The 25,421-nt window shown below is 35.8% G+C and carries 30 protein-coding genes and 1 pseudogene; 26 read left to right on the top strand and 5 right to left on the bottom strand.

The window, feature by feature from the left end:
* The first annotated feature begins 7 nt into the window (after nucleotides 1-7).
* The 16 genes and pseudogenes from F5ESL0228_RS02475 (at nucleotide 8) to F5ESL0228_RS02550 (ending at nucleotide 11,752) form a co-directional block, all read left to right on the top strand.
* Nucleotides 8-697, top strand: coding sequence for a hypothetical protein (locus tag F5ESL0228_RS02475; RefSeq protein WP_233553510.1), 690 nt, complete (start codon nucleotides 8-10; stop codon nucleotides 695-697).
* Complete coding sequence (locus F5ESL0228_RS02480) at nucleotides 694-1,746, top strand: hypothetical protein (protein WP_233553512.1); 1,053 nt, start codon at nucleotides 694-696, stop codon at nucleotides 1,744-1,746. Before F5ESL0228_RS02475 ends, F5ESL0228_RS02480 begins: the two co-directional genes overlap by 4 nt.
* A complete protein-coding gene (locus F5ESL0228_RS02485; RefSeq protein WP_122022742.1) occupies nucleotides 1,731-2,054 on the top strand; it encodes a DUF2577 family protein in 324 nt (107 codons plus the stop codon). Before F5ESL0228_RS02480 ends, F5ESL0228_RS02485 begins: the two co-directional genes overlap by 16 nt.
* 2 nt (nucleotides 2,055-2,056) lie before the next feature.
* Nucleotides 2,057-2,521: a DUF2634 domain-containing protein gene (locus F5ESL0228_RS02490; RefSeq protein ID WP_122022743.1), complete on the top strand. Its 465-nt coding sequence runs from the start codon at nucleotides 2,057-2,059 to the stop codon at nucleotides 2,519-2,521.
* Nucleotides 2,511-3,658: pseudogene (locus F5ESL0228_RS08590) on the top strand (baseplate J/gp47 family protein). Before F5ESL0228_RS02490 ends, F5ESL0228_RS08590 begins: the two are co-directional and overlap by 11 nt.
* Nucleotides 3,651-4,199 (top strand): putative phage tail protein, encoded by a 549-nt coding sequence (locus F5ESL0228_RS02500; protein WP_122022744.1) that lies wholly within the window; start codon nucleotides 3,651-3,653, stop codon nucleotides 4,197-4,199. Before F5ESL0228_RS08590 ends, F5ESL0228_RS02500 begins: the two are co-directional and overlap by 8 nt.
* Nucleotides 4,200-4,213: 14 nt before the next feature.
* A complete protein-coding gene (locus F5ESL0228_RS02505; protein ID WP_122022745.1) occupies nucleotides 4,214-5,989 on the top strand; it encodes a hypothetical protein in 1,776 nt (591 codons plus the stop codon).
* A complete protein-coding gene (locus F5ESL0228_RS02510; protein ID WP_122022746.1) occupies nucleotides 5,986-6,885 on the top strand; it encodes a hypothetical protein in 900 nt (299 codons plus the stop codon). The genes F5ESL0228_RS02505 and F5ESL0228_RS02510 overlap by 4 nt, the downstream gene beginning before the upstream one ends.
* Nucleotides 6,886-7,038: 153 nt before the next feature.
* The gene (locus tag F5ESL0228_RS02515) at nucleotides 7,039-7,464 is read left to right on the top strand and encodes a hypothetical protein (RefSeq protein WP_122022747.1); all 426 of its coding nucleotides are present in this window, start codon (nucleotides 7,039-7,041) and stop codon (nucleotides 7,462-7,464) included.
* Nucleotides 7,451-7,615, top strand: coding sequence for an XkdX family protein (locus F5ESL0228_RS02520; RefSeq protein ID WP_122022748.1), 165 nt, complete (start codon nucleotides 7,451-7,453; stop codon nucleotides 7,613-7,615). The genes F5ESL0228_RS02515 and F5ESL0228_RS02520 overlap by 14 nt, the downstream gene beginning before the upstream one ends.
* Nucleotides 7,587-7,979, top strand: coding sequence for a hypothetical protein (locus F5ESL0228_RS02525; protein WP_147441420.1), 393 nt, complete (start codon nucleotides 7,587-7,589; stop codon nucleotides 7,977-7,979). Before F5ESL0228_RS02520 ends, F5ESL0228_RS02525 begins: the two co-directional genes overlap by 29 nt.
* A 12-nt stretch (nucleotides 7,980-7,991) precedes the next feature.
* Nucleotides 7,992-8,249 (top strand): hypothetical protein, encoded by a 258-nt coding sequence (locus F5ESL0228_RS02530; RefSeq protein ID WP_122022750.1) that lies wholly within the window; start codon nucleotides 7,992-7,994, stop codon nucleotides 8,247-8,249.
* 39 nt (nucleotides 8,250-8,288) lie between these two features.
* Entirely contained in the window at nucleotides 8,289-8,735 is a 447-nt protein-coding gene (locus F5ESL0228_RS02535; protein ID WP_122022751.1) for a phage holin, LLH family, read from the top strand.
* Nucleotides 8,719-9,828, top strand: a complete 1,110-nt coding sequence (locus F5ESL0228_RS02540; RefSeq protein WP_233553513.1) for a GH25 family lysozyme — start codon at nucleotides 8,719-8,721, stop codon at nucleotides 9,826-9,828. Before F5ESL0228_RS02535 ends, F5ESL0228_RS02540 begins: the two co-directional genes overlap by 17 nt.
* A gap of 439 nt (nucleotides 9,829-10,267) precedes the next feature.
* Complete coding sequence (locus F5ESL0228_RS02545; RefSeq protein WP_233553514.1) at nucleotides 10,268-10,447, top strand: hypothetical protein; 180 nt, start codon at nucleotides 10,268-10,270, stop codon at nucleotides 10,445-10,447.
* 69 nt (nucleotides 10,448-10,516) lie between these two features.
* On the top strand, nucleotides 10,517-11,752 hold the full coding sequence (locus tag F5ESL0228_RS02550; protein ID WP_122022752.1) for a PTS transporter subunit EIIC: 1,236 nt from the start codon (nucleotides 10,517-10,519) through the stop codon (nucleotides 11,750-11,752).
* Between the two features lie 77 nt (nucleotides 11,753-11,829).
* Here F5ESL0228_RS02550 and F5ESL0228_RS02555 read toward each other — a convergent pair whose 3' ends face one another.
* Nucleotides 11,830-12,066: a DUF2188 domain-containing protein gene (locus tag F5ESL0228_RS02555; protein WP_233551575.1), complete on the bottom strand. Its 237-nt coding sequence runs from the start codon at nucleotides 12,064-12,066 to the stop codon at nucleotides 11,830-11,832.
* A 314-nt stretch (nucleotides 12,067-12,380) separates the two neighbouring features.
* Between F5ESL0228_RS02555 and wecB the strand changes: the two genes are divergently transcribed.
* A complete protein-coding gene (gene wecB, locus F5ESL0228_RS02560; protein ID WP_122017915.1) occupies nucleotides 12,381-13,523 on the top strand; it encodes a non-hydrolyzing UDP-N-acetylglucosamine 2-epimerase in 1,143 nt (380 codons plus the stop codon).
* 77 nt (nucleotides 13,524-13,600) lie between these two features.
* On the opposite strand, the gene F5ESL0228_RS02565 is transcribed toward wecB, so the two are convergent.
* Nucleotides 13,601-14,128, bottom strand: coding sequence for a GtrA family protein (locus F5ESL0228_RS02565; protein ID WP_122017916.1), 528 nt, complete (start codon nucleotides 14,126-14,128; stop codon nucleotides 13,601-13,603).
* Nucleotides 14,121-14,567 carry a flavodoxin gene (locus tag F5ESL0228_RS02570; protein ID WP_122022753.1) on the bottom strand — a complete coding sequence of 149 codons (447 nt, stop codon included), beginning with the start codon at nucleotides 14,565-14,567 and terminating at the stop codon, nucleotides 14,121-14,123. The genes F5ESL0228_RS02565 and F5ESL0228_RS02570 overlap by 8 nt, the downstream gene beginning before the upstream one ends.
* A 146-nt stretch (nucleotides 14,568-14,713) precedes the next feature.
* Here F5ESL0228_RS02570 and map point away from each other — a divergent pair, with 146 nt between their 5' ends.
* The 6 genes from map (at nucleotide 14,714) to F5ESL0228_RS02600 (ending at nucleotide 21,096) form a co-directional block, all read left to right on the top strand.
* Nucleotides 14,714-15,541 (top strand): type I methionyl aminopeptidase, encoded by an 828-nt coding sequence (gene map / locus F5ESL0228_RS02575; RefSeq protein ID WP_122017918.1) that lies wholly within the window; start codon nucleotides 14,714-14,716, stop codon nucleotides 15,539-15,541.
* A gap of 5 nt (nucleotides 15,542-15,546) precedes the next feature.
* Nucleotides 15,547-16,464 (top strand): YihY/virulence factor BrkB family protein, encoded by a 918-nt coding sequence (locus tag F5ESL0228_RS02580; protein WP_122017919.1) that lies wholly within the window; start codon nucleotides 15,547-15,549, stop codon nucleotides 16,462-16,464.
* Nucleotides 16,465-16,530: 66 nt separating this feature from the next.
* Nucleotides 16,531-17,430 carry a UTP--glucose-1-phosphate uridylyltransferase GalU gene (gene galU, locus F5ESL0228_RS02585; protein WP_122017920.1) on the top strand — a complete coding sequence of 300 codons (900 nt, stop codon included), beginning with the start codon at nucleotides 16,531-16,533 and terminating at the stop codon, nucleotides 17,428-17,430.
* 139 nt (nucleotides 17,431-17,569) lie between these two features.
* Entirely contained in the window at nucleotides 17,570-18,721 is a 1,152-nt protein-coding gene (locus F5ESL0228_RS02590) for a thiolase family protein (RefSeq protein WP_122022754.1), read from the top strand.
* Entirely contained in the window at nucleotides 18,722-19,933 is a 1,212-nt protein-coding gene (locus F5ESL0228_RS02595; RefSeq protein WP_122022755.1) for a hydroxymethylglutaryl-CoA reductase, degradative, read from the top strand. It abuts the gene before it with no gap.
* Nucleotides 19,933-21,096: a hydroxymethylglutaryl-CoA synthase gene (locus F5ESL0228_RS02600; RefSeq protein ID WP_122022756.1), complete on the top strand. Its 1,164-nt coding sequence runs from the start codon at nucleotides 19,933-19,935 to the stop codon at nucleotides 21,094-21,096. The genes F5ESL0228_RS02595 and F5ESL0228_RS02600 overlap by 1 nt, the downstream gene beginning before the upstream one ends.
* A 25-nt stretch (nucleotides 21,097-21,121) precedes the next feature.
* Here the strand turns inward: F5ESL0228_RS02600 and F5ESL0228_RS02605 are convergent, their stop codons facing one another.
* Nucleotides 21,122-21,406 (bottom strand): hypothetical protein, encoded by a 285-nt coding sequence (locus F5ESL0228_RS02605; RefSeq protein WP_122022757.1) that lies wholly within the window; start codon nucleotides 21,404-21,406, stop codon nucleotides 21,122-21,124.
* Nucleotides 21,407-21,433: 27 nt separating this feature from the next.
* Between F5ESL0228_RS02605 and F5ESL0228_RS02610 the strand changes: the two genes are divergently transcribed.
* The gene (locus F5ESL0228_RS02610) at nucleotides 21,434-22,432 is read left to right on the top strand and encodes an alpha/beta hydrolase (protein WP_122022758.1); all 999 of its coding nucleotides are present in this window, start codon (nucleotides 21,434-21,436) and stop codon (nucleotides 22,430-22,432) included.
* A gap of 184 nt (nucleotides 22,433-22,616) precedes the next feature.
* Here F5ESL0228_RS02610 and rlmD read toward each other — a convergent pair whose 3' ends face one another.
* A complete protein-coding gene (gene rlmD, locus F5ESL0228_RS02615; protein WP_122022759.1) occupies nucleotides 22,617-23,993 on the bottom strand; it encodes a 23S rRNA (uracil(1939)-C(5))-methyltransferase RlmD in 1,377 nt (458 codons plus the stop codon).
* Nucleotides 23,994-24,116: 123 nt separating this feature from the next.
* Here rlmD and recX point away from each other — a divergent pair, with 123 nt between their 5' ends.
* Together recX and F5ESL0228_RS02625 are read left to right on the top strand one after the other, a co-directional pair.
* The gene (recX, locus tag F5ESL0228_RS02620) at nucleotides 24,117-24,932 is read left to right on the top strand and encodes a recombination regulator RecX (RefSeq protein WP_122022760.1); all 816 of its coding nucleotides are present in this window, start codon (nucleotides 24,117-24,119) and stop codon (nucleotides 24,930-24,932) included.
* A gap of 8 nt (nucleotides 24,933-24,940) precedes the next feature.
* Nucleotides 24,941-25,420 (top strand): hypothetical protein, encoded by a 480-nt coding sequence (locus tag F5ESL0228_RS02625; protein ID WP_122017926.1) that lies wholly within the window; start codon nucleotides 24,941-24,943, stop codon nucleotides 25,418-25,420.
* The last annotated feature ends 1 nt before the right edge of the window (nucleotide 25,421 follow it).

Here is a 25,421-nt window from a genome sequence, read left to right on the forward strand (position 1 = left end):
GATATTAATGGATGGTTTTGGTATTTTCTTGACAGATTATAAGACGAGTAAAACTATCCAGTTGCCGGTTAACCCGGCTGAATTAAAGCTCAAATACGAAGGAGACAACTCTAGTCAGTCAGTTGTTAATTTGGGTGAGATTAATCGGCTGGGCAACTTAAAGTTGGTTGGTACAACAATAGAAAGCACACTTCCATGTGATACAACAACATATTTGGCAGATGATAATTTGCAAGAGCCACAATTCTATATCGACTACATTGAGAAAGTTCAAAAAGCAAAGGGTCATATGCAGTTTGTAGTTGCTAATACAAAAATCAGCATGCCAATGACGGTTGAGAGTTTCGAATATGGTTTTGCTGATGGATATGACGAAGAGTATGTCTACACATTGGATTTAAAGCAATATCGAGAGTTTTCAGCTGTTAAAGTTTCTAAATCAAAAAAGAAAAAGAAGAAGAAATCTAAAAAAGGTAAAAAGCGGATTTCTCCACCCAAGAAATTTGGAGTTGGTTCAAATGTTGTGGTTAACGGCAGATTGTATATGGATTCTAACGGAAATGGACCAGGTGCTTACGAAAAAAACGCTAAGCGTAAAGTAATCAACATTGCAACGGGACACAAATATCCTATCCGTGTTGGCGTTAACGGTGCTGCACGTGGTTGGGTTAAGAAATCGGATGTGAAGAAAGCATGAAAGCTACTACTTTTGAATTAGTTCGCCGAAGTAATATGTATCGTAAATCTAAGAAAAACGGTAAGGGAACCACTTATGATTTGCGAGAAGTTGTGACAAACATTAAATGGACAACTGATTTAAATTTTAGCGCTGGTGAATTATCTTTTGACTTAATCCAAAATGCTCATCCGATTATCCCTTACACTGGAGACATCATTAAGTTCAAGTGGGATAAGCACAAAATCTTTTATGGTTATGTATTTAAATACGAAGTAAAAGAAGACAATACGGTTAGCGTGACCTGTTACGACAAGGAACGCTACTTAAAGAACCAAGACTCAATAGTCTGGCAGTCTGGTACCATTGCTGACCGTTTTAACAATGTCTGCAAACGTGCTGGTATTAAGCATAAAGTGGTTAATAAACCTAAGCACAAAGTATCTGCTGAAGTCTGCGACGGTAAAACTTACTTTGACATGCTCAAGAGTGCTATTACTAAGACAAAAACAGCAACAAAGCACATGTATTATGTGTATTGTAATTACGATACTGTAGAGCTTCGTAGGGCACCGTATAAGAAACTGAAAATCATAATTGGTAGTAAGTCCGCAATGACGGGCTTTTCTTATGCCGTTGACATTAACAACACGGCAAATGTGGTTAAAGTTATTCAGAAAGACACAAAAAAATCCAAGTCAAAATCAGCCACTGCTAAGCAAGACGACCCTAAACGTACCAGTTTTAAATCAACTAGTGCAAAAGGGAAGTCCACTGAACAATGGGGCAAATTGCAGGTTACAGTAAACAAGAAAAACAAAGCTAATCATGCCCAAATGGTTAAGCAAGCTAAGGATGAGCTACGTAAGCGCAATAGAGCTAATAAGACATTGACCATTGACTGTATTGGCAATGTTGACCTTGTTGCAGGTAATGCCGTTACTATTAAAATTAACGATATTAATAAGACGTTGAAGAATTGTCCAATATTAAAGGCAGAACATAATTTTGGTACAGATTATAGTTGTCATCTAACAATGAAAGTAGGTGCAGAATGGCTGGAGAACTAATAATTGAAATGCTAAAAAACCGCGGTGGCAAAGATAGTGATTATGCTGACGTTGTTTATGGCGAAGTAATCAGTGCCAAGCAATTAAAAGTGCAACTATCTAATAATATGGTTATTGATGATAATTTTATCGTTGTTGGTCGAAATATTGGAAAGTACAAGGTAACTGGTAAAGGCGAAGTCAATGGCCAGAAGATTAGTTTTAAAGGGCTAGAAATTGACAACAGTTTAAAAAAGAACGACAAGGTGACCATGATACGCATGGACGGTGGCCAGCAATTTTATTTATTTGAACGAGAGGAGGGATAAAGATGGACGACGACAGTAATATCATCGTTACTGAAGATGATGATAACGATGCCGAACTAGAAGACAATGATGTTGATACCGAAGAAGATGACGATGAAGTCCTGGAAGATGAGCCAACTTTAACGTTTAAGGTTGAAAATGGTCGTATTAGGGGCAAGGTTGACGAACAAGCAGCTATGGTTCAAGCAATTGACAAAATACTGCAAACTGAACGTTTAGTCTATCCGATTTACTCTGAACAGTATGGCAATGACTTTAATGACCTAATTGGGAAAAATATGGGTTATGCCAAAGTTGAAGTTGACCGAATGCTGAAAGAGGCATTATTAGCTGACGACCGTATTACTGATGTTCAAATTGATGAAATAGAACAGATTAGCCGTGATACTTTGCAAGTTAAAGGTACATGTTTCACTGTTTTTGGGAAAATCAATATAGATAGTGAGGTGAGCGTTGATGAATCCTGATGAATTAGCTACTAATTATGTGGCGCAAGATTTTGAATATTGGCTTAATCTGATGCTAGATAATGTACCAGATGATATTGATCAACGAGAGGGCTCGATTATATATGATGCAGTTGCTCCAGCAGCTATGGTAATGGCGCAACAGTCACTGTCGTTAGCAAATATTGTCAAGCAAACTTATATCAAGACAGCTCAAGTCCAATTTCTTGACTACAGAGCAGCTGAACACGGCACAGCCAGATATGCAGCAACCCAAACGGAAGTTAAGGTTAAATTCTTAGATTCAGACGGTAATCCAATTAATAACGTACAGATGGGCGACCAATTCGCAAGCATTGGTGAAACGCCTATTTTTTATACCGTGAAAAAAATCAATGATGATTTAACAGGCGAATTAACTGCCGATGATCCAGGGACTGCAGCAAACTCATATATCGGGCAAATACTGCCGGTAACCAGTAACGACAGCCTATCATGGGCTGAAATCACTGAAATAGTGGCTCCTGCTCGTGATGAAGAAACAGATGACCACTTGCGTGACCGTTGTTAAGAGCAGATGACTGGATTGCCTACGGTGGTAATATTACTGATTACTTAGCTATGCTTGCAAAAATAAGCGAAGTTGGCGCTGAACAGGTTTATCCAGTCTGGAATGGTGCGGGCACTGTTAAGCTTGTTATTGTTGACAATAATCTAATGCCTGCTAGTGCCGACTTAGTTAAAAAGGTTAAAAACATAATTGATCCTACTGACAATGAAAGTCAAGGTTATGGTCTAGCGCCAATCGACCATCAAGTAACTGTAGTTGCACCAACACCATTGACAGTTAGCATAGCAGCAACAGTCAACATTGATGGCACGCATGGGGCAGACATAGTTAAAGCTAAGATTAAGACCGCCATCGAAGAGTATTTCAAGTTGCTAAGACAGAGTTGGAACAACATTGATGCAAAAACTGGGCGAGGATATTCTCAGACTATTTATCGCTCCAAAATCCTATCTCAAATAATGATGGTTGATGGAGTAATCAATGCGTCTGTACCAACTTTGAATGGTGCCGACCAAGACATTACGCTTGTGTTTAACAATCAAACATCACAGCTGCCAGTTCTAGGGGAGGTAAAGTTAGATGGTTAATAATTTAATGGACTATCTGCCCGAATATTACAGTGATGTTTACGAGATGCAGGCAATCATGCATGCACAAGGAGAAGTGCTTGATAAAGCTGAAAGTGAACAGTTTCGACTGCTTTTAAATCAGTTCGTCACACAAACAGATGCAAAAGGAATTTCCGTTTTCGAAGATCAAGTAGGAATTAAGCCTGCTCCAAATGATGATTTGGAGACAAGGCAAAACAAGGTACTAATGCGTTTATTGCCACCAAGACCAATTACTATTGGCTACTTGCGTGACTTATTTGCAACTTTGAAGATACCTGCGACAATCACAGTTATTCAGAGGGATACAATAGTAGAAGCTAATAGTGCCGAAATTGATAGTAGCCAAATTGAAAACATTAAGTATCTACTTAACATCTATCTGCCAGCGAATATGATCTACGAGATTAGAGTGGCATTGAACAAAGCAAAAATATCAAGCGACATAAAAATTGGCATTGTCATGTGGTCTAAAGCAACAACTACAGCGCAAGCCAATGTATCTCAATTTGTTAATTAGAAAGGAGAGGCAATTTGTCAAAATATAATAAGACGATATTAACCAATGCAGGGCTTGATTTAGCTGCTAGAGCCAGTTCTGGAAAAGCAAAGTTCACAATTACACGAGCTGCAACTTCAACCGAAAAGTTAGCAGATAAGAGTATTAGTGAGCTGCAAAAACTTACCACACTGCCTAGCCTGATGCAATATGGCGAGATTAACAATGTAGCTGATTCTGCCCAAGATAAAAATATTGTCATTGGTACAGAGTTGATTTTTAACAATAAAGATTTGACCACGAGTTACAATGTCAACACTATTGGGCTTTTTGCTAAAGAAGATGGCAGCGACAAAGAGATTCTTTACGCATTAACTACTGCAGTTGAGCCTGAAACGATGCCTGATTTCAAAGATAAGGTATTGTTCAAATTCAACATGACAATGTTTGTGGTAGTTGGCCAAACTGATAACGTATCAGTTAATGTTACAGATAATGGTGTAGTTACACAGCAACAGTTGTCCGATATTGTTGCTAAGTTATCGACTAAAGACGATTTAGCAAAAGTTCGTAAGGATAGCAATGATTTAGCGGTGCTTACAAATCCCGATAGCATAGTATCCAATCAGACAATCAACTTAGATACCTTTACCACAAAAGGTATAACTAAGTTTCAAAATGCACAGTTGTCGTCAGCTGGTTACATGCAGGCTTTTGACCAGTCAACCACTGGGTTAAATGGCTGGATTTTTAACATATATAGCAATGACGCTGCTAGCTATATCCAGATTGTGCATATTACTAATACTACGTATAACCAAGGTGCTATGTACTTTTTAAGGACCAAGGCTAATGGAACGAGTACAGAGGATTTCGCTCGATTGTCGACTGTAAAAGATCACGCTCAATTCTTTCCCTTAACGCAAAGGGACGCTAAAGAGGTTATTGCAAGGGACGAAAACAAGAGCTTTAATCCAGACAATGTAGTGGGGTCAGGTGTCCACAGAATATCTAGCACTAAAATTATTGCTAAGTATGATGTTACTGATCCTAAAGACCCCAACAGTGGTTATAGCTTTTCAGGTTATTATTGGGGTTGGTTATTCAACTTTAATTTTGACGACACGCCGGATAGCAATGCAGTCTATCAACTGTTATTGGTAAACAGTGGTATGTATTATCGTGAAATTTCAGTAAAAACAGGTGATTTTCCAGCTTTCAATAGTTTCAGTTTTGCCAAAGACATTGCCAAGCTTCAAACAGCGATTGCTAATGCCGGTTCGATTAAAACTATTGGTGACAAGAAGCCTGATGATAAAGGTAACATTAATTTGTCTTCATTCGAGAATCCCGACTTCGTTTACAAATACAAAGACACGCTTGACGTTGATAAAGCCACTACACCAGGTATCTATTCGTTGATGGATACTACATTGACATGCTCAATTAACACTAATGCGCTAAGTGCAGTTCCAAGAAACACAGACGGTACAACATATACAGGATATTTGGTTGTCTATAAGCACGATGCTGCCAACATTACGCAAGAGTTACGGATCTATACAGGACGGACAGTTCCAGATTTTACTATTAGTACAAGAGGCATCTATGGCAATGGTAAATATCGTCCTAACTTTCAACGATTAGCAGCTACACCTGATTTGCAAAACTTGCAAAGCCAGATAACTACTAATTATCAAAACACAATGAAAACATGGGTAGGAACCTTAGAGCAGTATCAGTCAATGGCAACTCATGAACCTATGACGGTCTACTATATAATCAGTGATTACGAGGTGGTTGTTAAGTGACACAATTAAACAATATTTTTATAGGTAAAAAAGTCGTTAAGCAGGCCTTTTTAAATGATGCAGTAATATATCAAAGCAAGGGCTGGGAGCCAACTCCTAGTACAATGCAACAGGTTTTTACAAAAAGTTATACGGAAATTCCTGATCCGGGTAGCACGGTTAGTGTAAAAGTGGACTCTAAAGGTAATATTGTTATTGCAGGAACAAGGGTAGTCTATAAAACCGATTCAGATGGGAAACTGTTGTGGCAAAAAACAATATTTACTAGTAACTCTAATTTTCGGATTACTTCAATGATTGTAGCTAAAAATGACAATATTTTTTACAGTGCATCTGATACTTCTTTCGCGCAAATTGATTCAAATAGTGGAGAAATCGTTAAAAAAGTAGATTTAAGTAGTAAGTATAATATTAAAAGTATATCAGTAATGTCAGCTGATAATAATCAAATATATGCTATGGCTGGTCCACCCATTAACTTCTTAGATATAGACTTTAATGGAAATATTGTTAGAGTTACTCCTTGGAATAGTACTGATAATAATTTAACCCTAAGGTCAATGGCTACAGGAGATTCCAAATATAATTATGTTGTGATGTATGACGCAGGATATACAAATAACGCTTACGCATTTAAATTAGATAAAAGCAATCCAAACAGCTATGTGAATATAGTTTATAACAAAAGTGCGTCGTCTTCGTCTGAAATTGCTGTTGATTCACTAGGCAATGTTTATATAACTTACACTGGCGGGCTGTACAAATATCTATCAGAGTCTGGTTCGGGCCCCGTTTGGGGAGTTGAATCGCCATTTTCAAATCATGGTGGATATTTTGAACAGTTGGCAGTTGATCAGCAGGATAATGTTTATGCTTTCGACCGATACAATATATAAATACAGTTCTGATGGCACATTTCTTTGGAAAAGCAGCGTAAACCCTGGTGTTTCGGAAATGGTGTGCGATAAAAACAACCTTATCACATCAGGTGGTAATTTGACTAAATTTTTAAGTCTAGTAAAGAAATCGTAATAGAAAAGAGGTACAAAATGGGAAATGAAGTAATTAACAGCCAAAACAGTAGTGGTACTAACCAAGTAACTGATAATGATGAAAAGGGCTTTGTACAAGTCTACAAATCAACTGATGAAGTACCGTGCGAGGTATGGTTTGCGCCTAAAGATGCGCAGATTAACAGACCTTTTACACAAATACCACCAGATCCAAGCTTAAAAAATCCAAAGTTCGATTTTATTAATTTTAAATGGATTGATTTAAATGGAGCAACACAGGCTCAAAAGCTGGGTGAAATATCGGATAAAGTAAAGATTTTGCAGCAAAAGCTTGATAATGGTACAGCATCCAAGGAGGACATTGACAGCATTAATGAGCAACTTGGTACATTAACTGATTTAGTTTCGGCAGTGGCTGGTGTTGAAACCGGGGAAGAGGGTATCAGCAATGAACAAGGCTAAGATTTTCGAAAAACTGTACAGCTACCTATATACTGTTGGTACTTACGACAAAGCGAAAGTTGCTAGTTTTGTTGGAAAGACAATTGATGCCGCTGCTTACAAAAGGATTACAGGTGATGAATATGTCAAAACGACTGAAGCAGCTAACTAAAAATGCTGACAACAACTTCAACCAAATGCTAATAGGGGTGCTAATCATATTGATTGGCATTTTTTGGTGGGCTGATAAGAATTACTTTTTCTGGCCACCGCAACTTCGTCCACTAATGAACAGCGAATGGTCGGATATCATCTTTATCATTTTAGGCATATGTTTGCTATTTACTGCTTTAACTGGCAATCGTAGCAGGCGGTTTCAAAGCATCTTGCTGATAGTCGCAAGTGCAGCTGTGGCCATGCTGCTGGTTGAGCAGGTTTGGCATGTGTTATTTGCACATAAAATTGAAATGATAATGGCTGTAATCTTAGACGCAGGATTATTAGTAATGCTTATCAGGTGCGCATACGAGAATTAAGGGGGCGATCACTTGCACAGTTCAAATGAGTGGATACAAGTGTTCGCTGGCGCAATTAGTACGTTAATAGCTGTTGTTGCGGTGTCTCACAAGACCAACAGGGCAGACTATGATGCAATAATCAATGAACATAAATCTGAAAGAGATGAACTCAAAAAAAGCTATTATGAAGAGCGAGAATTGAGAATTAAAGCTGAAACCGAAGCTTTGGAATATAAAACAAAATGCAAAATTCTATCTAAAGAGCTAAAACAAAAAAATGAGCACTAAGACAATGTCTGAGTGCTTTTTTATTGAAAGGAATATAAAATGAACCAATTAACTAGTATTTTTAACAGCGTATTACCATACGTAACAGTAATTGCAATTATCTTTGTAGCAGTATATCCGACTATTAAGCAGCGTAATCCAAGTATTGCCGAAAAAACGGAATGGCTCTATAAGTTAGCACAGTCACTTGTCATTAATCAAAATACAAATGATGCTCCTGGTAAAGAAAAGAAAGCAGAAGCAACTAAGCAATTACTTGATCAAGCAAAAGCATCTAAGACCAAACTGACTAAGAGCGCAGCAGAAGCAATGATTGAAGACGCCTACAATAGTAATGTTAATGGCCAAAAAGATAGCAGCCAAATTTCCGACCTGCAAGGTTTCGCGGAAGAAGATGATGAAGCAGACCAGGTAACTAATAACATGGCTAATGAACCAGATGATGCAGAAGAAAACGGAGCTGATAACGATGACACAGTTGCCTAGTAGAAGCTACTTAACTGACATTTCGGAATTTCAGGGTGATAACGCGGCATATCCGTATTCAAGAGGTACGATTGTTAAGCTAATGCAGTATAACTACCCTAGCTATAACTATGCTCGAGCTAGGGCACAGATTGCATCAAGTAAAGCTCATGGTCTAATGACGATGGGCTATTTTTATGCGACTTTTTCTAACAACGCTGCTCAAGCTAAAACTGAAGCAGAGTTTGCTTGCAAGAAAGCAGATGAACTAGGTTTGTCTAAAGGTACCTATTTAGCAGTTGACTGGGAAAATGGTAGTGGCAATAACATTTATTGCGGTGTATCAAGTAGCACGTCTGCTGTTTTAGCTGCAATGGCCGTGATTAAAGCACATGGCTATCAACCACTGTTTTACTCAGGTGCTTCAGCAATGCACAACAACATTGATACCAAGAGTATTGTTAAGGATTATGGTAATTGTCTATGGGTTGCTAGTTATTCAACTATGGAAGCAGTCAACACTGCTAACATGGCTTACTTCCCGTCAATTGATGGTGTAGCCATTTGGCAATTTACTGACAACTATCGTGGATTACACGTTGACGGTAATATTTCTGTTTTGCCATTAAAGACTGGTAGTTCGGCAACTAAATCAAAAAAGAAAGGTAGTGGTGACATGAGCTTACACCCAGTGGCCAAGTATGATGTTGAGCGTGTTTTTGTAGTAACAAATAAAAAGGGATGTGGGCTATACGATAGTGCAAATCTAAGCAATAAAATCAGAACGTTAAAAACTGGCAGTATGTTCAAAGTGCTAGACGAAAAAAACGGTGCTCTTAAGCTTGGTAAAAACCAGTATGTAGACGGTCGTGCAGGCTACACAAAGTCAAATCCGATTGCCACACGAGACAATGTTGGTGGCCGAGTTAAGATTGTGCTGCCACACACGCATGCATTATATGGTGCCAAGGCAGATGCCAAAAAGGCATACGAGCTAACGACTAATAAAATCTATCGAATCGTAGGACGAAAGGGGAGATTTTTGCAGCTAAAGGATAAATATAAAGGCAAGACAGTATATGTAACAGGTAACAGAGCATACGTAGTGCTCTAATTTTAAGTAAACAATATTATTAACGATCTTTTTTCTATAAAAATAGCCACTCTAGATTAATTTCTGGAGTGGCTTATTTTTGTGCAAAAAAGACAGAATATTTTTAATAATTAGTTGACATTACACTTACGTAAGTGTATTATATAATATGTAAGGAGGTGAGAGAAATGAAGAAAAGAAAGCACAAAAAAAGTTCTAAAGCGTCAACTTTAGAACTTATAGGAGCAGGTGCATCAATTATATCAGCAATCATAGCACTGCTCGAATACTTAGGCATTAAACCTTAGTAGCAAGGGGAATCGGAAGATTCCCTTATTGCTATACTATAAAACAGTATGGAGGAAATATCAATGAGTAAACGTACCGCATGGATTATAATTTTAGTATGTGCAGTTATAGTTATTGTTTTAAGAACGCTAATGATGCTGAAAGGATAATTATGGTTACTGAAGCAAAAAAACGTGCAAACAAAAAGTGGAATGATAAAAATAAAGATAAAATGACTTACTTTCGGAGAAAGTCCGATTCTAAAAATTTCATTTTGAAGTATGCTACTGAAGAAGATTTAGACAAGACCCTAGAGTATATTCAGCAGCGAAGGGATGAATTAAAAAGCTAAACCATAAAAATTGCTTTTTAATTGCTCTGGTTTTACAATTATACCAAACTAATGTTTGGGTGATGTGCAATGACCAAAGAATTTGACAAACGATTAGATGATTTTTTTAGAACATACCAAGATCGTGGCATGAAAAAATGGCAGGGATTTATGCTAAGCGACTTTACTTCTAAAGTTGGTAAGATTGACAAGGAACGCGCACAGGTTTATGAAAAAAAGAAACCAATGTCTCTTGAATCAATCAGTGAAATATTGATGATTGCTTATTATTTAGCTAAAAATAAATCCTTTGAAAATCCTATCTCAGCATCTGCTGTTTCGTTATCAGCTGTTTTTATTATGCTCGCTATTAATGTTAGTCTAACACCTTTAAATTCCCAAAAGCCGGTCACCGTAACAGGAGCAGTATTGTATTCTCAAGTGGGTACAACCGGTATGTTTGCAGGAATTATTATTGGGTTACTTGCAACAGAAATTTATATGAAGTTATCGAGTATTAAAGCTTTAAAAATAAATTTGGGTGATCAAGTCCCTCCAGCAGTTGGACAAAGCTTTTCTTCATTGCTACCATCATTATTGACGCTTAGTATATTTGGAATTTTAGCTGCGATTTTTGCTTACTTTAAGACAGATTTAGTAACTTTAATTTCAAGATTAATTCAAGAGCCTCTACGGGCAGTTAATACGTCTTTGCCAGGGTTTTTATTGATCTATTCAACTGGCAATTTCTTATATACTTTAGGAATACACCAGACCGTTATAAATGGATCATTGCTCGATCCGCTAAATTTAGTCAACATGAATGAAAATATGGCAGTAGTTGCAGCCGGAAAGCAACCAATGCATATCATAAATACTGATTTTGTAACTGTGTATTCTCAAATGGGTGGTACCGGACTAACGATTTCGTTAATTTTAGCTGTATTATTAGTATCTCATTACAAGCCTTATAGAGATGTAGTTAAATTGGCAGCATTTCCAGGTATTTTTGAAATTAATGAACCGATTATTTTTGGTTTTCCAATTGTATTTAATATTCCGATGATTATCCCATTTGTTTTAAGCCCAGTAATAGGTTCATTGATCGGTTATTTTGCAACAGTAATTGGTTTTGTTAAGCCGCTAAGTGTCTTGGTACCGTGGACAACGCCGCCTATATTAAGTGGTATTTTAGCTAGTGCAGGAGATTGGAAAGTTGTTATAGTTCAAATTGTTATTTTAGCAGTCTGTACACTATTTTATATTCCTTTTATTAAAATTTCGGAAAGAGTAGCTATAAAACAAGCACAATTGTCACAAGATTAAAATAAATAGCTTATATTTCGTAAAAAACCTGTTAATCAAGTTGTTTAATATTGATTAACAGGTTTTTTAGATATTAGTTAACCCTTAACGTTAGGATCATCATGACCATAAGAATTTTTTAGATTAATTTGGCCATTTCTTTTTTGGCTAATCAATTCACTTTTTTCTTCTTGGGCTCTATTTTTAGCATATTTTAAAGCATCTTCTTTGCGATCAAATAATTTTGAAGGCTTTTTATTGCCTTCTAAGCGCACTCCCCATTGTTCTCCATGGGTTACTACCCAAACATTTTTACCAATTTTTTCTTCACTCATAGTGTTACCTCTTTTCGTAATATTTAAGATAATTATACAACCATCTTTTAGAAAGCGGTAACATTTGAGCGCGGTAGTGTATTTTATGTTGACGAATACTTCATAATAAATAAAATCACAATCAAAACTAACCGAGATTTTGTTTGTTCAAAACTAAAAACTAGGCAAAGACATCTGATTACGATTAATACACTACATACTAATAAAATAATACTAACTTTTATTTGCTTACCAACCTTGCTTTTCACCTTAAATTAAACCATATTGACTTGTTTTTTGACTAGTAAATCTTTAAAATCTAATTGGAGGTTTTTATGAATAAAATAAAGGTAATGTCGGTTTTTGGTACTAGGCCAGAGGCAATTAAAATGTCTCCCTTAGTGTTGAAATTGCAGTCTGATGATCGTTTTGAAGCTGTGACAGTTGTTAGTGCACAACATCGAGAAATGTTAGATCAGGTTCTTGATATTTTTAAAATTACCCCAGACTATGATTTTAATATTATGAAGAAAAACCAAACTCTTGAGGAAATTACTGCTAAGGTAATGATAGATCTGGCTACTGTAATAAAAAAAGAAAATCCGAATATTGTATTAGTTCATGGCGATACGACAACGAGTTTTGCAGCTAGTTTAGCGAGTTTTTATGAGCAATGCAGAATTGGGCATGTTGAAGCTGGATTGAGGACATGGAATAAATATTCACCATTTCCTGAAGAAATGAATCGACAAATGACGGATGATCTTAGTGACCTTTATTTTGCTCCAACCCAAACTAGTAAGGAAAATTTGTTGCGCGAAAATCATCAAGCAAAAAATATTTTTGTTACTGGTAATACAGCAATTGATGCACTTGAACAGACGGTGCAAAAAAACTATCATCATAAGGTCTTGGATTTAATTCAGCCTGGTAACCGAATAATTTTGGTAACCATGCATCGACGAGAAAATCAAGGTGCCCCCATGCGTCGCGTTTTTAAGGTTATGAAAGAGATTGTTGATAGCCATGAAAACGTGGAAATTGTTTACCCAGTTCATTTGTCACCTAAGGTTCAACGGGTTGCGCACGAAATTTTAAGTAACCATCCCCGGATTCACTTAATTGCTCCTCTAGATGTAGTTGATTTTCATAATCTTGCTAAGCGTAGTTATTTTATTATGACAGATTCCGGTGGTGTACAAGAAGAGGCGCCAGCACTAAATAAACCGGTTTTAGTCTTAAGAGACACCACTGAACGACCAGAAGGCGTTAAGGCTGGAACCCTAAAATTAGTTGGTACCGAGGTTGCTGAAGTTCGCAAAGCGATGCTTGAATTACTGGACAACAAACAAATATATGACCAAATGTCACATGCCCAAAATCCTTATGGAGATGGGCACGCTTGTGACAGAATAATTGACGATATAGCATATTACTTTGCTAAAGATAAAATGATTAGACCTGCTGATTTTAGTTAAAAATTGGTTTGGATGTAAATATAATGGTCAAAAGTTCACGTAAAAAGCCCGGAGAAACAAGTTCTTCGGGCTTTTTACTAATCGTTATTTTTCTTATACGACTTAATTTTTCTTTTAGCTTTTTCAATCATTGATGTTTCCTGTGCTTGGAAAACGGATCTAGTAGTCAAATAGTTGAAAATACCAATTAAGAGTTGATCGATTATTTTTACCCATAAAGCATTAAGATGCAACCAGGAAAGTCCCACTAACATAATTAAACTATCAGGAATTAAGCTGATGATTCTATATGTAAAGAAAACAATTAGCTTCTGCCAAGTTGAATGTTCATGATCAACATTATTTGTAAAAACTGCAGTTTGATTAAAATAAAATGATGCTAAATTTGAAGTCACAAATGCAATCGTATTAGAAACCAAAACGACACTGTGCCACCACTTGTGTAGAACCATAAAAACAACGGTATTGATTAGGGCAGCAATAAAGCCAAAAATCATATACACAAATAAATTTCTGTGACGCTTAACCAAGTTTTGAGCTAAGTGATGAATTTTAGGATCAGAGGTTGAGTCAAATTGGTTGAAATCGTTTTTGTTTTTAATCATTTAATTGTTCAGCCATTTCTTTAGCAGCGTGGTCAATCATGGTAATAGCATCATCATCGGGTGCATTCTCAATTGTAACCGATTTGGTAATTTCTTTAGCACCTATTTGTTTAAATATTTTTTCAAAATCAAAGACATTTTCACAAAAATGATCCGCATAAACTTTATCACCACTACCCATAACTGCAAAATATTTCCCAGTTAAGTCCAAATCCTTTAATTGATCATAAAAGTCCAATAGATCATCGGTCATATTGCCCTCACCATATGTATAAGTGACAAATACACACAAATCACTTGCTAAATAATCACTGGCATCAGTAAATTCGGCTTCACTTGTTTCAACGTCAAAGCCATAATCTTGCAGATCTTCTTCTAAGATTTCTGCTATATCTGCATCATTGCCTGTCATGCTTGCGTAGACAATTCTCGCATTCATACTATCCATACCTTTCACATATTGGTTTATCATAATATTATACATAAATTCATAAGGTTGATAAAATTTTTTGGTAAACTTTTAAAAAATGCAATAAAAAAGATATAATTAAGAAAAAAATTATTTTACAAGAGGAGAAGTTAAATTTGATTACAATTAAATCTGTTCGGGAACTTAAAGGAATGCAAGCTTCGGGACGACTTTTAGCATCAATGTTTGAAGGACTTCGTGATGTAATTAAGCCGAAAATAACCACTTGGGAAATTGAAGAATTTTGTCAAAAATTCGTTAAAAGCCGAGGTGGGCGATTATCCGAACAAGGATTTGAAGGATACAAATATGGTACTTGTATTTCAGTTAATGATCAGATTGCCCATGCTACGCCACGCAAGGATACTATTTTAAATGAAGGTGATTTGGTAAAAGTTGACGTCACCTGTAATTTAAATGGTTTTGAAACGGATTCGTGTACAACATATGCGGTGGGTGACATTTCTGATGAAGATCGTGATCTAATGGAAACGACAAAGAAAGCGATGTATCTTGGGATCGATCAGGCGGTTTTAGGCAACAGAATTGGAGATATTGGAGCTGCAATTCAACATTACGTTGAACAAGTGCATCATTATGGTGATGTTAAGGAATTAGTTGGTCATGGAATTCAACCAAGTATTCATGAAGACCCAGAAGTGCCTCACTGGGGTAAAGCTGGTCATGGATTACGTCTTCGTGAAGGAATGACTATTACCTGTGAACCAATGGTTGAAGCTGGCGGGGATTGGCGAATTGAGCAAAAAAGTGTGAATGATCCAAATGATGATTGGGTATTTTATGCCACACCAGATGGTTCTAAATCGGCCCAATTTGAGCATACATTTGCAATTACAAAGGATGGTCCTAAAATTTTGACTTTACAAAAACCATATGATGGTTATGAAAAATATTTACCGCATTTTGATGAAATGGATGACTAAAGTGAATGGTTAAAAAAGCTGGGTCAGCTAAGTCTAGAATAGTTTTATTTTACAAAACGGTTTCACAGAAATTTACTCAAGGAGAAGTTCTAACAAGTGCAATTGCAATTGCTTACTATGTTTTGTTTTCAATATTTCCTTTAATTATTATTATTGGAAATATTTTGCCATTATTTCATATTGATACAGGACCAATCGCAAGTTACCTAAAGCTGATTTTTCCTGATAGAATTGCTAAATTTATCATGCCAATTATTAATTCACTACTAAAAAACAAATCTACGGGTTATATTTCATTTGGTATTGTTTTAGCACTCTGGTCAGTTTCTTCATTAGTTAATGCAATTCGAATAGGAATGAATCGAATTTATGGTGTTCGGATGGTTGAATTACAACAAAAGTTACTAATTACTGTTTGGACGCGCTCAATTACCATTATTTTGACCAATCTAATGATTATTAGTTTTACTTTGCTTAGTTTAACCTTCATTTTTGGTCAACAGACTTTGGAATTTTTACGTCCGATTTTTTCGATTTCAATTGGTGATTTAGAAAAAGTATTTAATTATCGTTATCCGGTAGTAATTATTACTATGCTTGGTGCTTTATATTATTTGAACTATTTTTTGCCTAATATTAAGTTGAAGAAAAGGGTAATCTGGCCAGGAGTTTTTACTACATTAATTGGGTGGCTGTTATTATCATGGCTTTTTGGATTTTATCTTCATCATTTTCATATTAGTTGGGAAAATTATGGCATTATTGGTACCTTTATTATCTTTATGTTATGGTTAAATATCTCTTCGATTTTATTTTTAATTGGAACATGTGTTAATGCGGCTATCGTAACACTTAATTATGGTGAAGTTCAGTATTCAGTTGGTCATTTAGCTGAATATATTCAAAAAAAACGCAGAACTTAGTACTGGAACCAGATAAATAAATTTTGTATATTAAAGAATAAAAGTATAAAAGAAAGTGTATAAAGTATGAAAGTAAGGAAAGCCATTATTCCGGCTGCCGGGCTTGGTACAAGATTTATGCCGGTTACTAAGGCAATGCCCAAAGAAATGTTGCCGATTGTTGATAAACCAACAATTCAGTTTATTGTTGAGGAAGCTAAAAAATCGGGAATTGAAGATATTTTAATTATAACTGGAAAAAATAAGCGCCCAATTGAAGATCATTTTGATTCAAATCCTGAACTGGAGCAAAATTTGCAGGAAAAGGGCAAGACGGGGTTGTTGAAAATGTCACGGGAAATCACCCATTTAGGCATTAATATTTATTATACTAGGCAGCCTTATCCTGCGGGGCTAGGTGATGCGATAGCCCGTGGTCGAAGTTTTGTTGGTGATGAGCCATTTGTTGTGATGCTCGGTGATGACTTAATGATGGATGAAGTTCCACTAACAAAGCAGCTGATTAATCGCTATAATAAAACTCATGCTTCAACAATTGCGGTTATGAAAGTGCCTCACGATGAAGTGTCGAAGTATGGAGTAATTGAACCAGCAAGTGAAATTATGTCGGGCTTAATTAATGTAAAATCATTTGTAGAAAAACCGGATATTGATAAAGCTCCAAGTGATTATGCGATTATTGGAAGATATTTATTAACTCCAGAGATTTTTGGGATTTTGGCCAATCAAAAACCTGACAAGGGTGGCGAGATTCAATTAACTGATGCAATTGACACTATGAACAAAACACAGCGTGTTTTTGCTCATGTTTTTGAAGGGACACGTCATGATGTTGGTAATAAGGAAAGTTATCTAGAAACATCAATTGAATATGGGTTGAAACATCCCGAAACACGTGATGCATTGCGTAAATACATTATTGAGTTAGGAAAGAAATTACAGTCTGATAAGCATAAGAATAGTTAATTTGATATTCGATGCAAGGGAATCATAAGAAGTGATTTCTTTTTTTGTGTAAATTTTTCTAAATCTCGGTTTAATTACTATTATCAGAGATTGAAATTCGGTAAGATGCAGTTAAATTATTTTGCTAGGAGAAAATTTAATGAAAGATATCTTTGTCGTTGCGGCTAAACGAACACCATTTGGACGATATAATGGCATTTGGTCTAGTCAAAATGCTATTGAACTGGGTCAGTTGGCGCTGACTGAAACACTAAAAAGTATTGAATTAGATGCTAATGAGCTTGATGCATTAGTAATGGGAAATGTATTAGGAGTAACTTTGGGGCAAAATATGGCAAGGCAGGTTGCTCTAGGCGTAGGAATGAGAAAAACGAGCAGCAGCGTTACGATCAATGAAGTTTGTGGTTCCAGTTTGAAAGCATTAAGGCTTGCTCAGGGTCAAATGGAATTAGGAGACTTTAAGCTAGTTGCAGTTGGGGGCGCAGAAAGTATGACTAATGCGGCATATTTTTCTTCGGATAAAAATGGCCAAAATATTCAAAGTGAAATGATTGCCAATGGACTAACGGACGCTTTTTCAAAAATGCATATGGGTTTGACAGCCGAACAAGTCGCGCATAAATATCATGTTTTGCGAAAACAAATGGATGAATATAGCATTAGTTCACATCAAAAAGCTGCATCTGCAATGCACCAAGGTTTATTTAATGATGAAATTATTCCGATAAAACGTGGTAAACAAATTATTACCCATGATGAAAATATTCGTGAAAATACCAACTTAGCCGCTTTAAGTAAATTAAAGCCCGCATTTAAAGAAAATGGCCTGATAACAGCAGGTAATTCTTCACCTTTAAGTGATGGCGCAAGTATGGTAATTTTAGCAACTGCTGATAAGGTAAAAGAGTTAAATTTACAGCCTTTAGCGCGTTTAGGTGCATATGTAGAATCTGGTAACGATCCATCTTATATGGGCTATGCCCCATACTATGCTGTCCAAAAGTTACTTAAGCAAAATGATAGACAAGTTAATGATTATGATGTAATTGAAGTTAATGAGGCTTTTGCAGCACCAAGCGTTGCTTTGGCAAGAGATTTGGCAATTCCAACTGATAAGCTTAATATTTTGGGCGGTGCAATTGCTTTAGGCCATCCTTTGGCAGCTACGGGTACGCGGTTAGTTTCTTCAGCAATTACAGCAATGAAATATGTTAATGGGTATAGAGCACTAGTTACTTTGTGCATTGGCGGTGGCCAAGCAATTGCTTGTGAATTAATTAGAGATTTTTAAATGAAGTTTTACGAATTATCGCCTCAAAAAAGACGATTGTGGCTTGAAAACCAGGGAATTAAACTTGATTGGATTGATTCCGAAGTTTTATCTAGTCTTAATCAATTAAGTGAAAATGTTGTTGGTCAACTACGTTTACCTGTTGGACTGATTAAAAATTTAATAGTTAATGAACATCATTATATTGTCCCGTTAGCAACAGAAGAGCCTTCGGTGGTGGCTGCTGCTAATCATGGAGCAAGCCTCTTTGCTCAAAGTGATGGTGTTAGAGCAAAGAGTTATCGTGATGGGATTTATGGTCAAATTGTGATGCAAGTTACACCAGACTTTCATCTTCATCAATTAACTGCTAACTTGTCTGAAATAATTGAAAAAACTAATCAGCATTTTCTGAATTTAGTTAATCATGGTGGAGGAGTAAGAAAAATTATTGCCAAACACCAACAAGAATTACTTTATCTAAAAGTCTTAATTGATCCTGCTGAAGCAATGGGAGCTAATCGTGCAAATACAATATTAGAATTTATGGCAATCGAACTAGTCAAATTTTCAACGATTCAGCAAAAATTATTTGCAATCCTATCGAATTATCCAAGTCAACTGACAACAGCAAAAGTCAAACTTGGGGTTGATCAAATTGGAGGTAAGGCAATTGCCAAGCGAATTGCCTTATTAAGTCAAATAGGGCAAACCGATGTTTTTCGTGCCGTGACAAATAATAAGGGAATTATGAATGGAATTGATGGGGTATTATTGGCGACTGGAAATGATACTAGAGCAGTTGAAGCTGCTTGTGGTGTTTGGGCAAGTCAGAATGGGACTTATACAAGTCTAAGTCAGTGGCAAATTAAAGATGATAACTTAATAGGAGAGCTTACTGTACCTTTAGCTATAGGAACAGTTGGTGGCTCAATTAAAGTTAGAAATGATATTCGTCAGAATTACCGCATTTTAGGTAAGGAAATTACTAGTGCGGAGTTGGCGGAAGTAATTGCAGCAACGGGATTAGCTAACAACTTAGCAGCACTTTTAGCTATTGCGACAACAGGCATTCAACAAGGACACATGAAATTGCAGGCAAGAAATATTGTTGCTGAACTAAATGCAACCGAGGATGAAAAAAAGATTGTTTTGCAACAAATGGTGCAATTACAACAATATTCGCAAACTGAGGCGCTTAAGTTACTGAACAAAATTAGAGAGGGAAAATAATGCAAGTAGGAATTGATCAGATTGGCTTTTATACACCTAACAAATATGTTGATATGGTAGATTTAGCTACTGCGCGCGGGGAAGATCCTAATAAGTATCTTATTGGAATTGGTCAAAAAAGAATGAGTGTAGCTGATTCATCTCAAGATGCAGTATCAATGGGAATTAATGCTACGCTAAGCTATATTGATCAGGTTGATTGTGATCAGGTTGGATTGCTTTTAATGGGAACTGAAAGTGGGGTCGATCAATCAAAATCTGCATCTTTGTTTGTCAAGAGTGCCTTGAAATTGAGGCCAGAAGTACGTACATTTGAAATTAAAGAAGCTTGTTTCGGGATGACTGCAGGTATTATGACAGCATGTGATTATATTCGGGCACATCCTGATCGTAGTGCAATTGTAATTGGCAGTGATATTGCAAAATATGGCGTGGGTAGTGCGGGAGAAGTTACTCAAGGTGCAGGAAGTGTCAGTGTCTTATTAAAAGCAAATCCGCGTATTTTAAGTATTAATTCTGGCTATAGTGCTTATAGCGCTGACGTTAATGATTTTTGGCGACCGAATAATTCACCTATTGCACTCGTTGATGGCAAGTATTCTAAAGAAGTATATCTTGACTTTTTTACTCGAACATTTGCTGCTTATCAACGACAAATGAATTATCAAGTTAGTGATTTTGCAGCTCTTGTTTATCACTTACCATTTGTCAAAATGGGATATAAAGCCAATCAATTAGCTATAGCAAATCAAAATGAGATTGTTCAAAAAAGGTTAGAGCAAAATTTTGGTTTATCTTCTTATTATAGTCGTAATGTGGGGAATATTTATACTGCTTCACTATATTTGAGTTTGCTTAGCTTATTGGAACAAGGTAAACTTAATTCAGATTCTTTAATTGGCTTTTTCTCTTATGGCTCAGGAGCAATGGGAGAATTTTATTCAGGCAAAATTGTGTCTGGTTATGAAAAAATGCTTACTCCAAATACTAATAAGCAAATGCTTGCGCGCAGAAAAAAAATAAGCATTACCGAATATGAACAAATCTTTAATCAATCGTTAGTACTGCCCCAAGATAATCACTTCTTAGATAGCGATGAAGAAAATGGCTACTGGTATTTTGCGGGTACAAATCAACATATCCGTCAATATAAACAAAAATAAAGTTGCATTTAGAATATCTGCAATTTTACATTAATATGATTGAGTTGCTTTCAGGCAAAATTCGGATCCCATATATAGGGATCTTTATTTGATTATTTAAAAAATATATAGGAAGTTCATGGTCATGCAAATGTTGGATTAAATTATTTAATTTTTTCTTAGTCATTGGCTTGTTACCGGAATAAAGTAGGCATTCGCTTTGAGAAATTTTCAACTTTGCTAGTGGTTGGGGATGGCTTTGAGCTGTCAAATAAATGGTTGTTTGTGGATTTAAATCATTGGTTAATTGTAATAATTCAGTTAGTCTCATATTTATACTCTATACAATTCAAAAAAAATGTTATACTATTCGATATTTGAATTAGAAGGCGGTTTATCATTGAAACACTTAAAGCATCGAAAAATTTGTTTTTCATTAATTAGTCTTGCATTAGTAACACTGCTACTTTTCATTGGTGCGGGTTTTTATTTTTTTAAACTTGCTTGTGTTCCGGGACCTAAAAGTTTTCTAAACTCAACTAGTAAAACCATTAAAAAATCGGATCCACTATATCGAGAAAAAACTTGGTTTAAAAAAGTTCATAAGCAAAAATGGTATATAAGTTCGGCCGATCATCGATATCGGTTAGATGCTAATTATATCCCAAGCAATAGTTCTTATAAGACCGCGGTTATTTTGCCAGGCTATATGGATACTAAGGAAGATATGGGTGAATATGACGCACTTTTTCATCAAATGGGTTATAACACCTTAACTCCGGATCCTCGTTCTCAAGGTAAGAGTGAAGGAAAATATATTGGTTATGGGTGGCCAGAAAAAGATGATGTCAAAAAGTGGATCAATCTGTTAATTAAAAAAGATGGTTCTAAGCAACAAATTGTCGTGTATGGTTTGAGCGCGGGAGCGGCAACAACAATGATGGTTAGTGGACTTAAATTGCCCAAACAGGTAAAAGCCTTTGTGGAAGATTGTGGTTATACAAGTGTTAAAGATGAAATAGAACATGAAGCTCAAGTTCTTTATCATATGCCAGCTTTTCCCCGTTTTCCGTTAGTCGAAATTTTGAGTGGCATTAATAAACTTAAGGTAGGCTACTTTATGAAAGATGGATCTAGTGTCAATCAACTGCATAAAAATCATCGTCCAATGTTGTTTATTCATGGAAATTGCGATACTTTTGTTCCGACAGATATGGTTTACACTAACTATCAAGCGACAAAGGGGCCCAAAGAATTATGGGTGACGTCTAAAGCTAAACATGCGAAGTCGTTTGCCGATCACCCACGAGCTTACCGTAAACATATTGAAACTTTTTTGGATAAGTATATCAAATAAAGGCTAAAACAATTGCAAATGTTCACCTAAAATTGATATGAAGAATTGTGGTAAAGGTAATATTGATATCAATAATTTTTATCTTTATAATTTATCTTGCCAAAAATGTAAAGCTCCAAGCATTTTGCTTGAAGCTTTTTAGTAATAATAGTTTTTAAACTAGGACTATTATTACTTGATCAAATCATCTTAAAGTTAACTTGACGATGCATTCACAACGTGGTGTTTGTGGCAACATGTCAATGTTTTCAATTAAACGAACATCGTAACTATCGCTTAATAAAACAAGATCTTGTGCTAGTGTTGAAGGATTGCAAGAAATGTAAACAAAAGTTTTGGGTTTGATTTTAAGCAAAGTCTTGATTAAACTTTTAGCTAGACCAGTTCTTGGTGGATCAACAATTAAAGCATCAACCACAATACCATTATGTTCAAGTTCTGGCAGAATTTTTTCAACGCTTCCTTGAATATAATTAGCATTCTTAATATGGTTCAGTTCAACATTGTGATTAGCATCTGCAACGGCTTCCGGAATGGATTCGATTCCAATGACTTGTTTAACACGCTCAGCAGCCAGAATACCTAGCGTACCAACCCCACTATATGCGTCAATTAAAGTATCATCGGCGGATAAATCTAAAAACTTTAAAGCGTGAGAGTACAAGGTAGCAGTTTGAATGGGATTTAATTGAAAAAACGCTCGCGGAGAAAGCGCAAATTTTTTGCCTAAAATTTCATCGATAATTTGATTTTTTCCCGCTAGTTTAACAGTTTTATTACCCCAGACTTGAGGGTTATGCCAATTTGTTTCATTTTGATAAACACTAACAACATCGGTTAGATTCATGATTTGCTTACTTAAGGCTGGCAAATTTTTAATAACATGACCGATAGTAATTAAAGTAACTTGAATTTCTTTGGTGGATTGCGCCTGACGGACAACAACTGTTTTTATACCATCTAAATGGCGAAAAGGATCGGCGATTGGCACATGCAGTTTTTCAATTAAATGCTTAATTTGCCGCTCGGTTTTCTGAGTTATTTCACTTTGTGTCGGCATTAATGGTAAATCTTGCAGTTTATGAGTATTGGGTGTAAATAACCCGAGACTGATTTGATGATGGTGCTGCTCAATTTGATATTGAGCTTTGTTACGGTAGCCCCATTCATCTGGAGCTGGAATGGTGGGTTTTACTTTATATTTGTTATATCCTCGAGGATGAAATTTTTTAAGCGCTTCGAGAAGATTATCACGTTTAAATTCAAGTTGTTTAGCGTAAGAGAGGTGTGCTAATTCTAAACCTCCTGTTGCTGGATTAACACCTTGAGGAAATGGTACTCGATCTGGACTCTTTTCTTTGATACGCACTAATTCGGCTTGAATATAGTGTGGAAATTCTTTAATAATTTTGGCAACAACCACTTCGTTAGGTAGTGCTCCAGGAATAAAAATTATTTTTTTGCGATAGTAACCGATTCCTTCACCATTAATTCCAAGGCGCTTAACTGTAATAATAACGTCTTTTTCTTTTGTTTCTTTTCGATTTAATTTGTTAGACATAATAATTCTTTCTACAATAAATGTTAATGTTAATAATTAATTGTACTACTCAAGAAAACTTTTTAGCAAGAAGTAGAGAAATTTGCTAGCATGTAAATAAACAAAAAAGAAAGGTGAACCGTAATGGCAATTATTACTAAAGTAAGCAATCAGAAAAAGCCTGGTAGATATAATATCTTTTTAGATGGTCAATATGCCTTTTCTGCAAGCGAGCAGACTGTTGCAAAATTCTTACTGCTAAAGGGGCAGGAATTAGTACCAGAAAAAATACACCAAGTTAAGCAATATGATCTTGACGCTAAGGCAACAAATTTAGCATCAAAGTATTTGAGTTATGAACCACGTACAATTTATGAGGTTTTACAATATTTAAGTAAACACAATATTGATGAAGAATCTGCTCAAAATGCAGTTAATCAACTCAGTGAAATGGGATTTTTGGATGATCAAAAATATGTTGCACTAGCTTTGAGTCAAAATTTGTGTATTGGAACCGATGGTCCCGCCAGTTTTTCGCAAAAGATGCTTCAAAAAGGAATTACCTCAGAAATTGTTCAGTTACAATTGACCAAAATTAGCGATGACCAGTGGCTAGATGCTGGTACACGGGTTATTAAATCAATGAAAAATCAGGTAGGTAAGTTAGCACAGCGTGAATTAGAAAGGAAAATGCGTACCAAACTATTTAGTCACGGCTTTTCGAGTTCATTGGCTGACAGTATCATTTCTAAAATGAATTTACAACTAGACCAGTGCCAACAACTTGAAGCTTTAAAGAAGCAAGGTATAAAAGCTTATAAACGCTTTCGACGTTTATCGCAAAAAGAACGTGAAATTAAAATGCGCAATTACCTTTATACTCATGGCTTTAGCAGTAATGAAATAGAATCTTTTATTGCTGGCGAAATTATTCCGCTATCTGAGCTTGCTAAATATTAGGAGAAAAAATGAAAAAATCACAAGAAAAAATTATTTTTATTGGCCGTCCATTTGCAGATCAATTAATGGATGAGCAGCGAACTTATACCCAATCTAATATAGAAATGGAACAAGATGAGGTCTTTCAAGAATTTTTGGCTATAAATCAACTAACAAATAATCGTAGTAATTTAATAATTTTTGGTCCTGAAAATTTTATGTATTGGTATGGTGTAACTGTTACTAATCAAGTGGAGGTTCCACAAGGACTAATGCAGTTTGTTCTTCCCCAAGCTGAAGTTGCAATCGAAGAAATTCCTGATCAAAATTTGTCGTACTTTAGTCAACCATTAAATTCAATTTTACCGCTATTTTTTCAAAAGATTAGTAATCAGGGAATTCCAATTTATGAAAATCCAGGAGATAGTAGTACGCCCTATTTTCTTCAAGAACTAAATCTTATTACAAAAAAACTGACCCAGATGATGTATCTTAAGGCCAGTAATTAAA

This window comes from Lactobacillus sp. ESL0228, assembly GCF_003692825.1.
In the GTDB taxonomy this organism is placed as follows: Bacteria; Bacillota; Bacilli; order Lactobacillales; family Lactobacillaceae; genus Lactobacillus.

What these genes read in the sequence shown, in the direction of transcription:
- F5ESL0228_RS02475 (WP_233553510.1), top strand. Translation starts at nt 8, where the DNA reads ATGGATGGTTTTGGTATTTTCTTGACAGATTATAAGACGAGTAAAACT.
- F5ESL0228_RS02480 (WP_233553512.1), top strand. Translation starts at nt 694, where the DNA reads ATGAAAGCTACTACTTTTGAATTAGTTCGCCGAAGTAATATGTATCGT.
- F5ESL0228_RS02485 (WP_122022742.1), top strand. Translation starts at nt 1,731, where the DNA reads ATGGCTGGAGAACTAATAATTGAAATGCTAAAAAACCGCGGTGGCAAA.
- F5ESL0228_RS02490 (WP_122022743.1), top strand. Translation starts at nt 2,057, where the DNA reads ATGGACGACGACAGTAATATCATCGTTACTGAAGATGATGATAACGAT.
- F5ESL0228_RS02500 (WP_122022744.1), top strand. Translation starts at nt 3,651, where the DNA reads ATGGTTAATAATTTAATGGACTATCTGCCCGAATATTACAGTGATGTT.
- F5ESL0228_RS02515 (WP_122022747.1), top strand. Translation starts at nt 7,039, where the DNA reads ATGGGAAATGAAGTAATTAACAGCCAAAACAGTAGTGGTACTAACCAA.
- F5ESL0228_RS02520 (WP_122022748.1), top strand. Translation starts at nt 7,451, where the DNA reads ATGAACAAGGCTAAGATTTTCGAAAAACTGTACAGCTACCTATATACT.
- F5ESL0228_RS02525 (WP_147441420.1), top strand. Translation starts at nt 7,587, where the DNA reads ATGTCAAAACGACTGAAGCAGCTAACTAAAAATGCTGACAACAACTTC.
- F5ESL0228_RS02535 (WP_122022751.1), top strand. Translation starts at nt 8,289, where the DNA reads ATGAACCAATTAACTAGTATTTTTAACAGCGTATTACCATACGTAACA.
- F5ESL0228_RS02540 (WP_233553513.1), top strand. Translation starts at nt 8,719, where the DNA reads ATGACACAGTTGCCTAGTAGAAGCTACTTAACTGACATTTCGGAATTT.
- F5ESL0228_RS02545 (WP_233553514.1), top strand. Translation starts at nt 10,268, where the DNA reads ATGGTTACTGAAGCAAAAAAACGTGCAAACAAAAAGTGGAATGATAAA.
- F5ESL0228_RS02550 (WP_122022752.1), top strand. Translation starts at nt 10,517, where the DNA reads ATGACCAAAGAATTTGACAAACGATTAGATGATTTTTTTAGAACATAC.
- F5ESL0228_RS02555 (WP_233551575.1), bottom strand. Translation starts at nt 12,066, where the DNA reads ATGAGTGAAGAAAAAATTGGTAAAAATGTTTGGGTAGTAACCCATGGA.
- wecB (WP_122017915.1), top strand. Translation starts at nt 12,381, where the DNA reads ATGAATAAAATAAAGGTAATGTCGGTTTTTGGTACTAGGCCAGAGGCA.
- F5ESL0228_RS02565 (WP_122017916.1), bottom strand. Translation starts at nt 14,128, where the DNA reads ATGATTAAAAACAAAAACGATTTCAACCAATTTGACTCAACCTCTGAT.
- F5ESL0228_RS02570 (WP_122022753.1), bottom strand. Translation starts at nt 14,567, where the DNA reads ATGAATGCGAGAATTGTCTACGCAAGCATGACAGGCAATGATGCAGAT.
- F5ESL0228_RS02580 (WP_122017919.1), top strand. Translation starts at nt 15,547, where the DNA reads ATGGTTAAAAAAGCTGGGTCAGCTAAGTCTAGAATAGTTTTATTTTAC.
- galU (WP_122017920.1), top strand. Translation starts at nt 16,531, where the DNA reads ATGAAAGTAAGGAAAGCCATTATTCCGGCTGCCGGGCTTGGTACAAGA.
- F5ESL0228_RS02590 (WP_122022754.1), top strand. Translation starts at nt 17,570, where the DNA reads ATGAAAGATATCTTTGTCGTTGCGGCTAAACGAACACCATTTGGACGA.
- F5ESL0228_RS02595 (WP_122022755.1), top strand. Translation starts at nt 18,722, where the DNA reads ATGAAGTTTTACGAATTATCGCCTCAAAAAAGACGATTGTGGCTTGAA.
- F5ESL0228_RS02600 (WP_122022756.1), top strand. Translation starts at nt 19,933, where the DNA reads ATGCAAGTAGGAATTGATCAGATTGGCTTTTATACACCTAACAAATAT.
- F5ESL0228_RS02605 (WP_122022757.1), bottom strand. Translation starts at nt 21,406, where the DNA reads ATGAGACTAACTGAATTATTACAATTAACCAATGATTTAAATCCACAA.
- F5ESL0228_RS02610 (WP_122022758.1), top strand. Translation starts at nt 21,434, where the DNA reads ATGTTATACTATTCGATATTTGAATTAGAAGGCGGTTTATCATTGAAA.
- rlmD (WP_122022759.1), bottom strand. Translation starts at nt 23,993, where the DNA reads ATGTCTAACAAATTAAATCGAAAAGAAACAAAAGAAAAAGACGTTATT.
- recX (WP_122022760.1), top strand. Translation starts at nt 24,117, where the DNA reads ATGGCAATTATTACTAAAGTAAGCAATCAGAAAAAGCCTGGTAGATAT.
- F5ESL0228_RS02625 (WP_122017926.1), top strand. Translation starts at nt 24,941, where the DNA reads ATGAAAAAATCACAAGAAAAAATTATTTTTATTGGCCGTCCATTTGCA.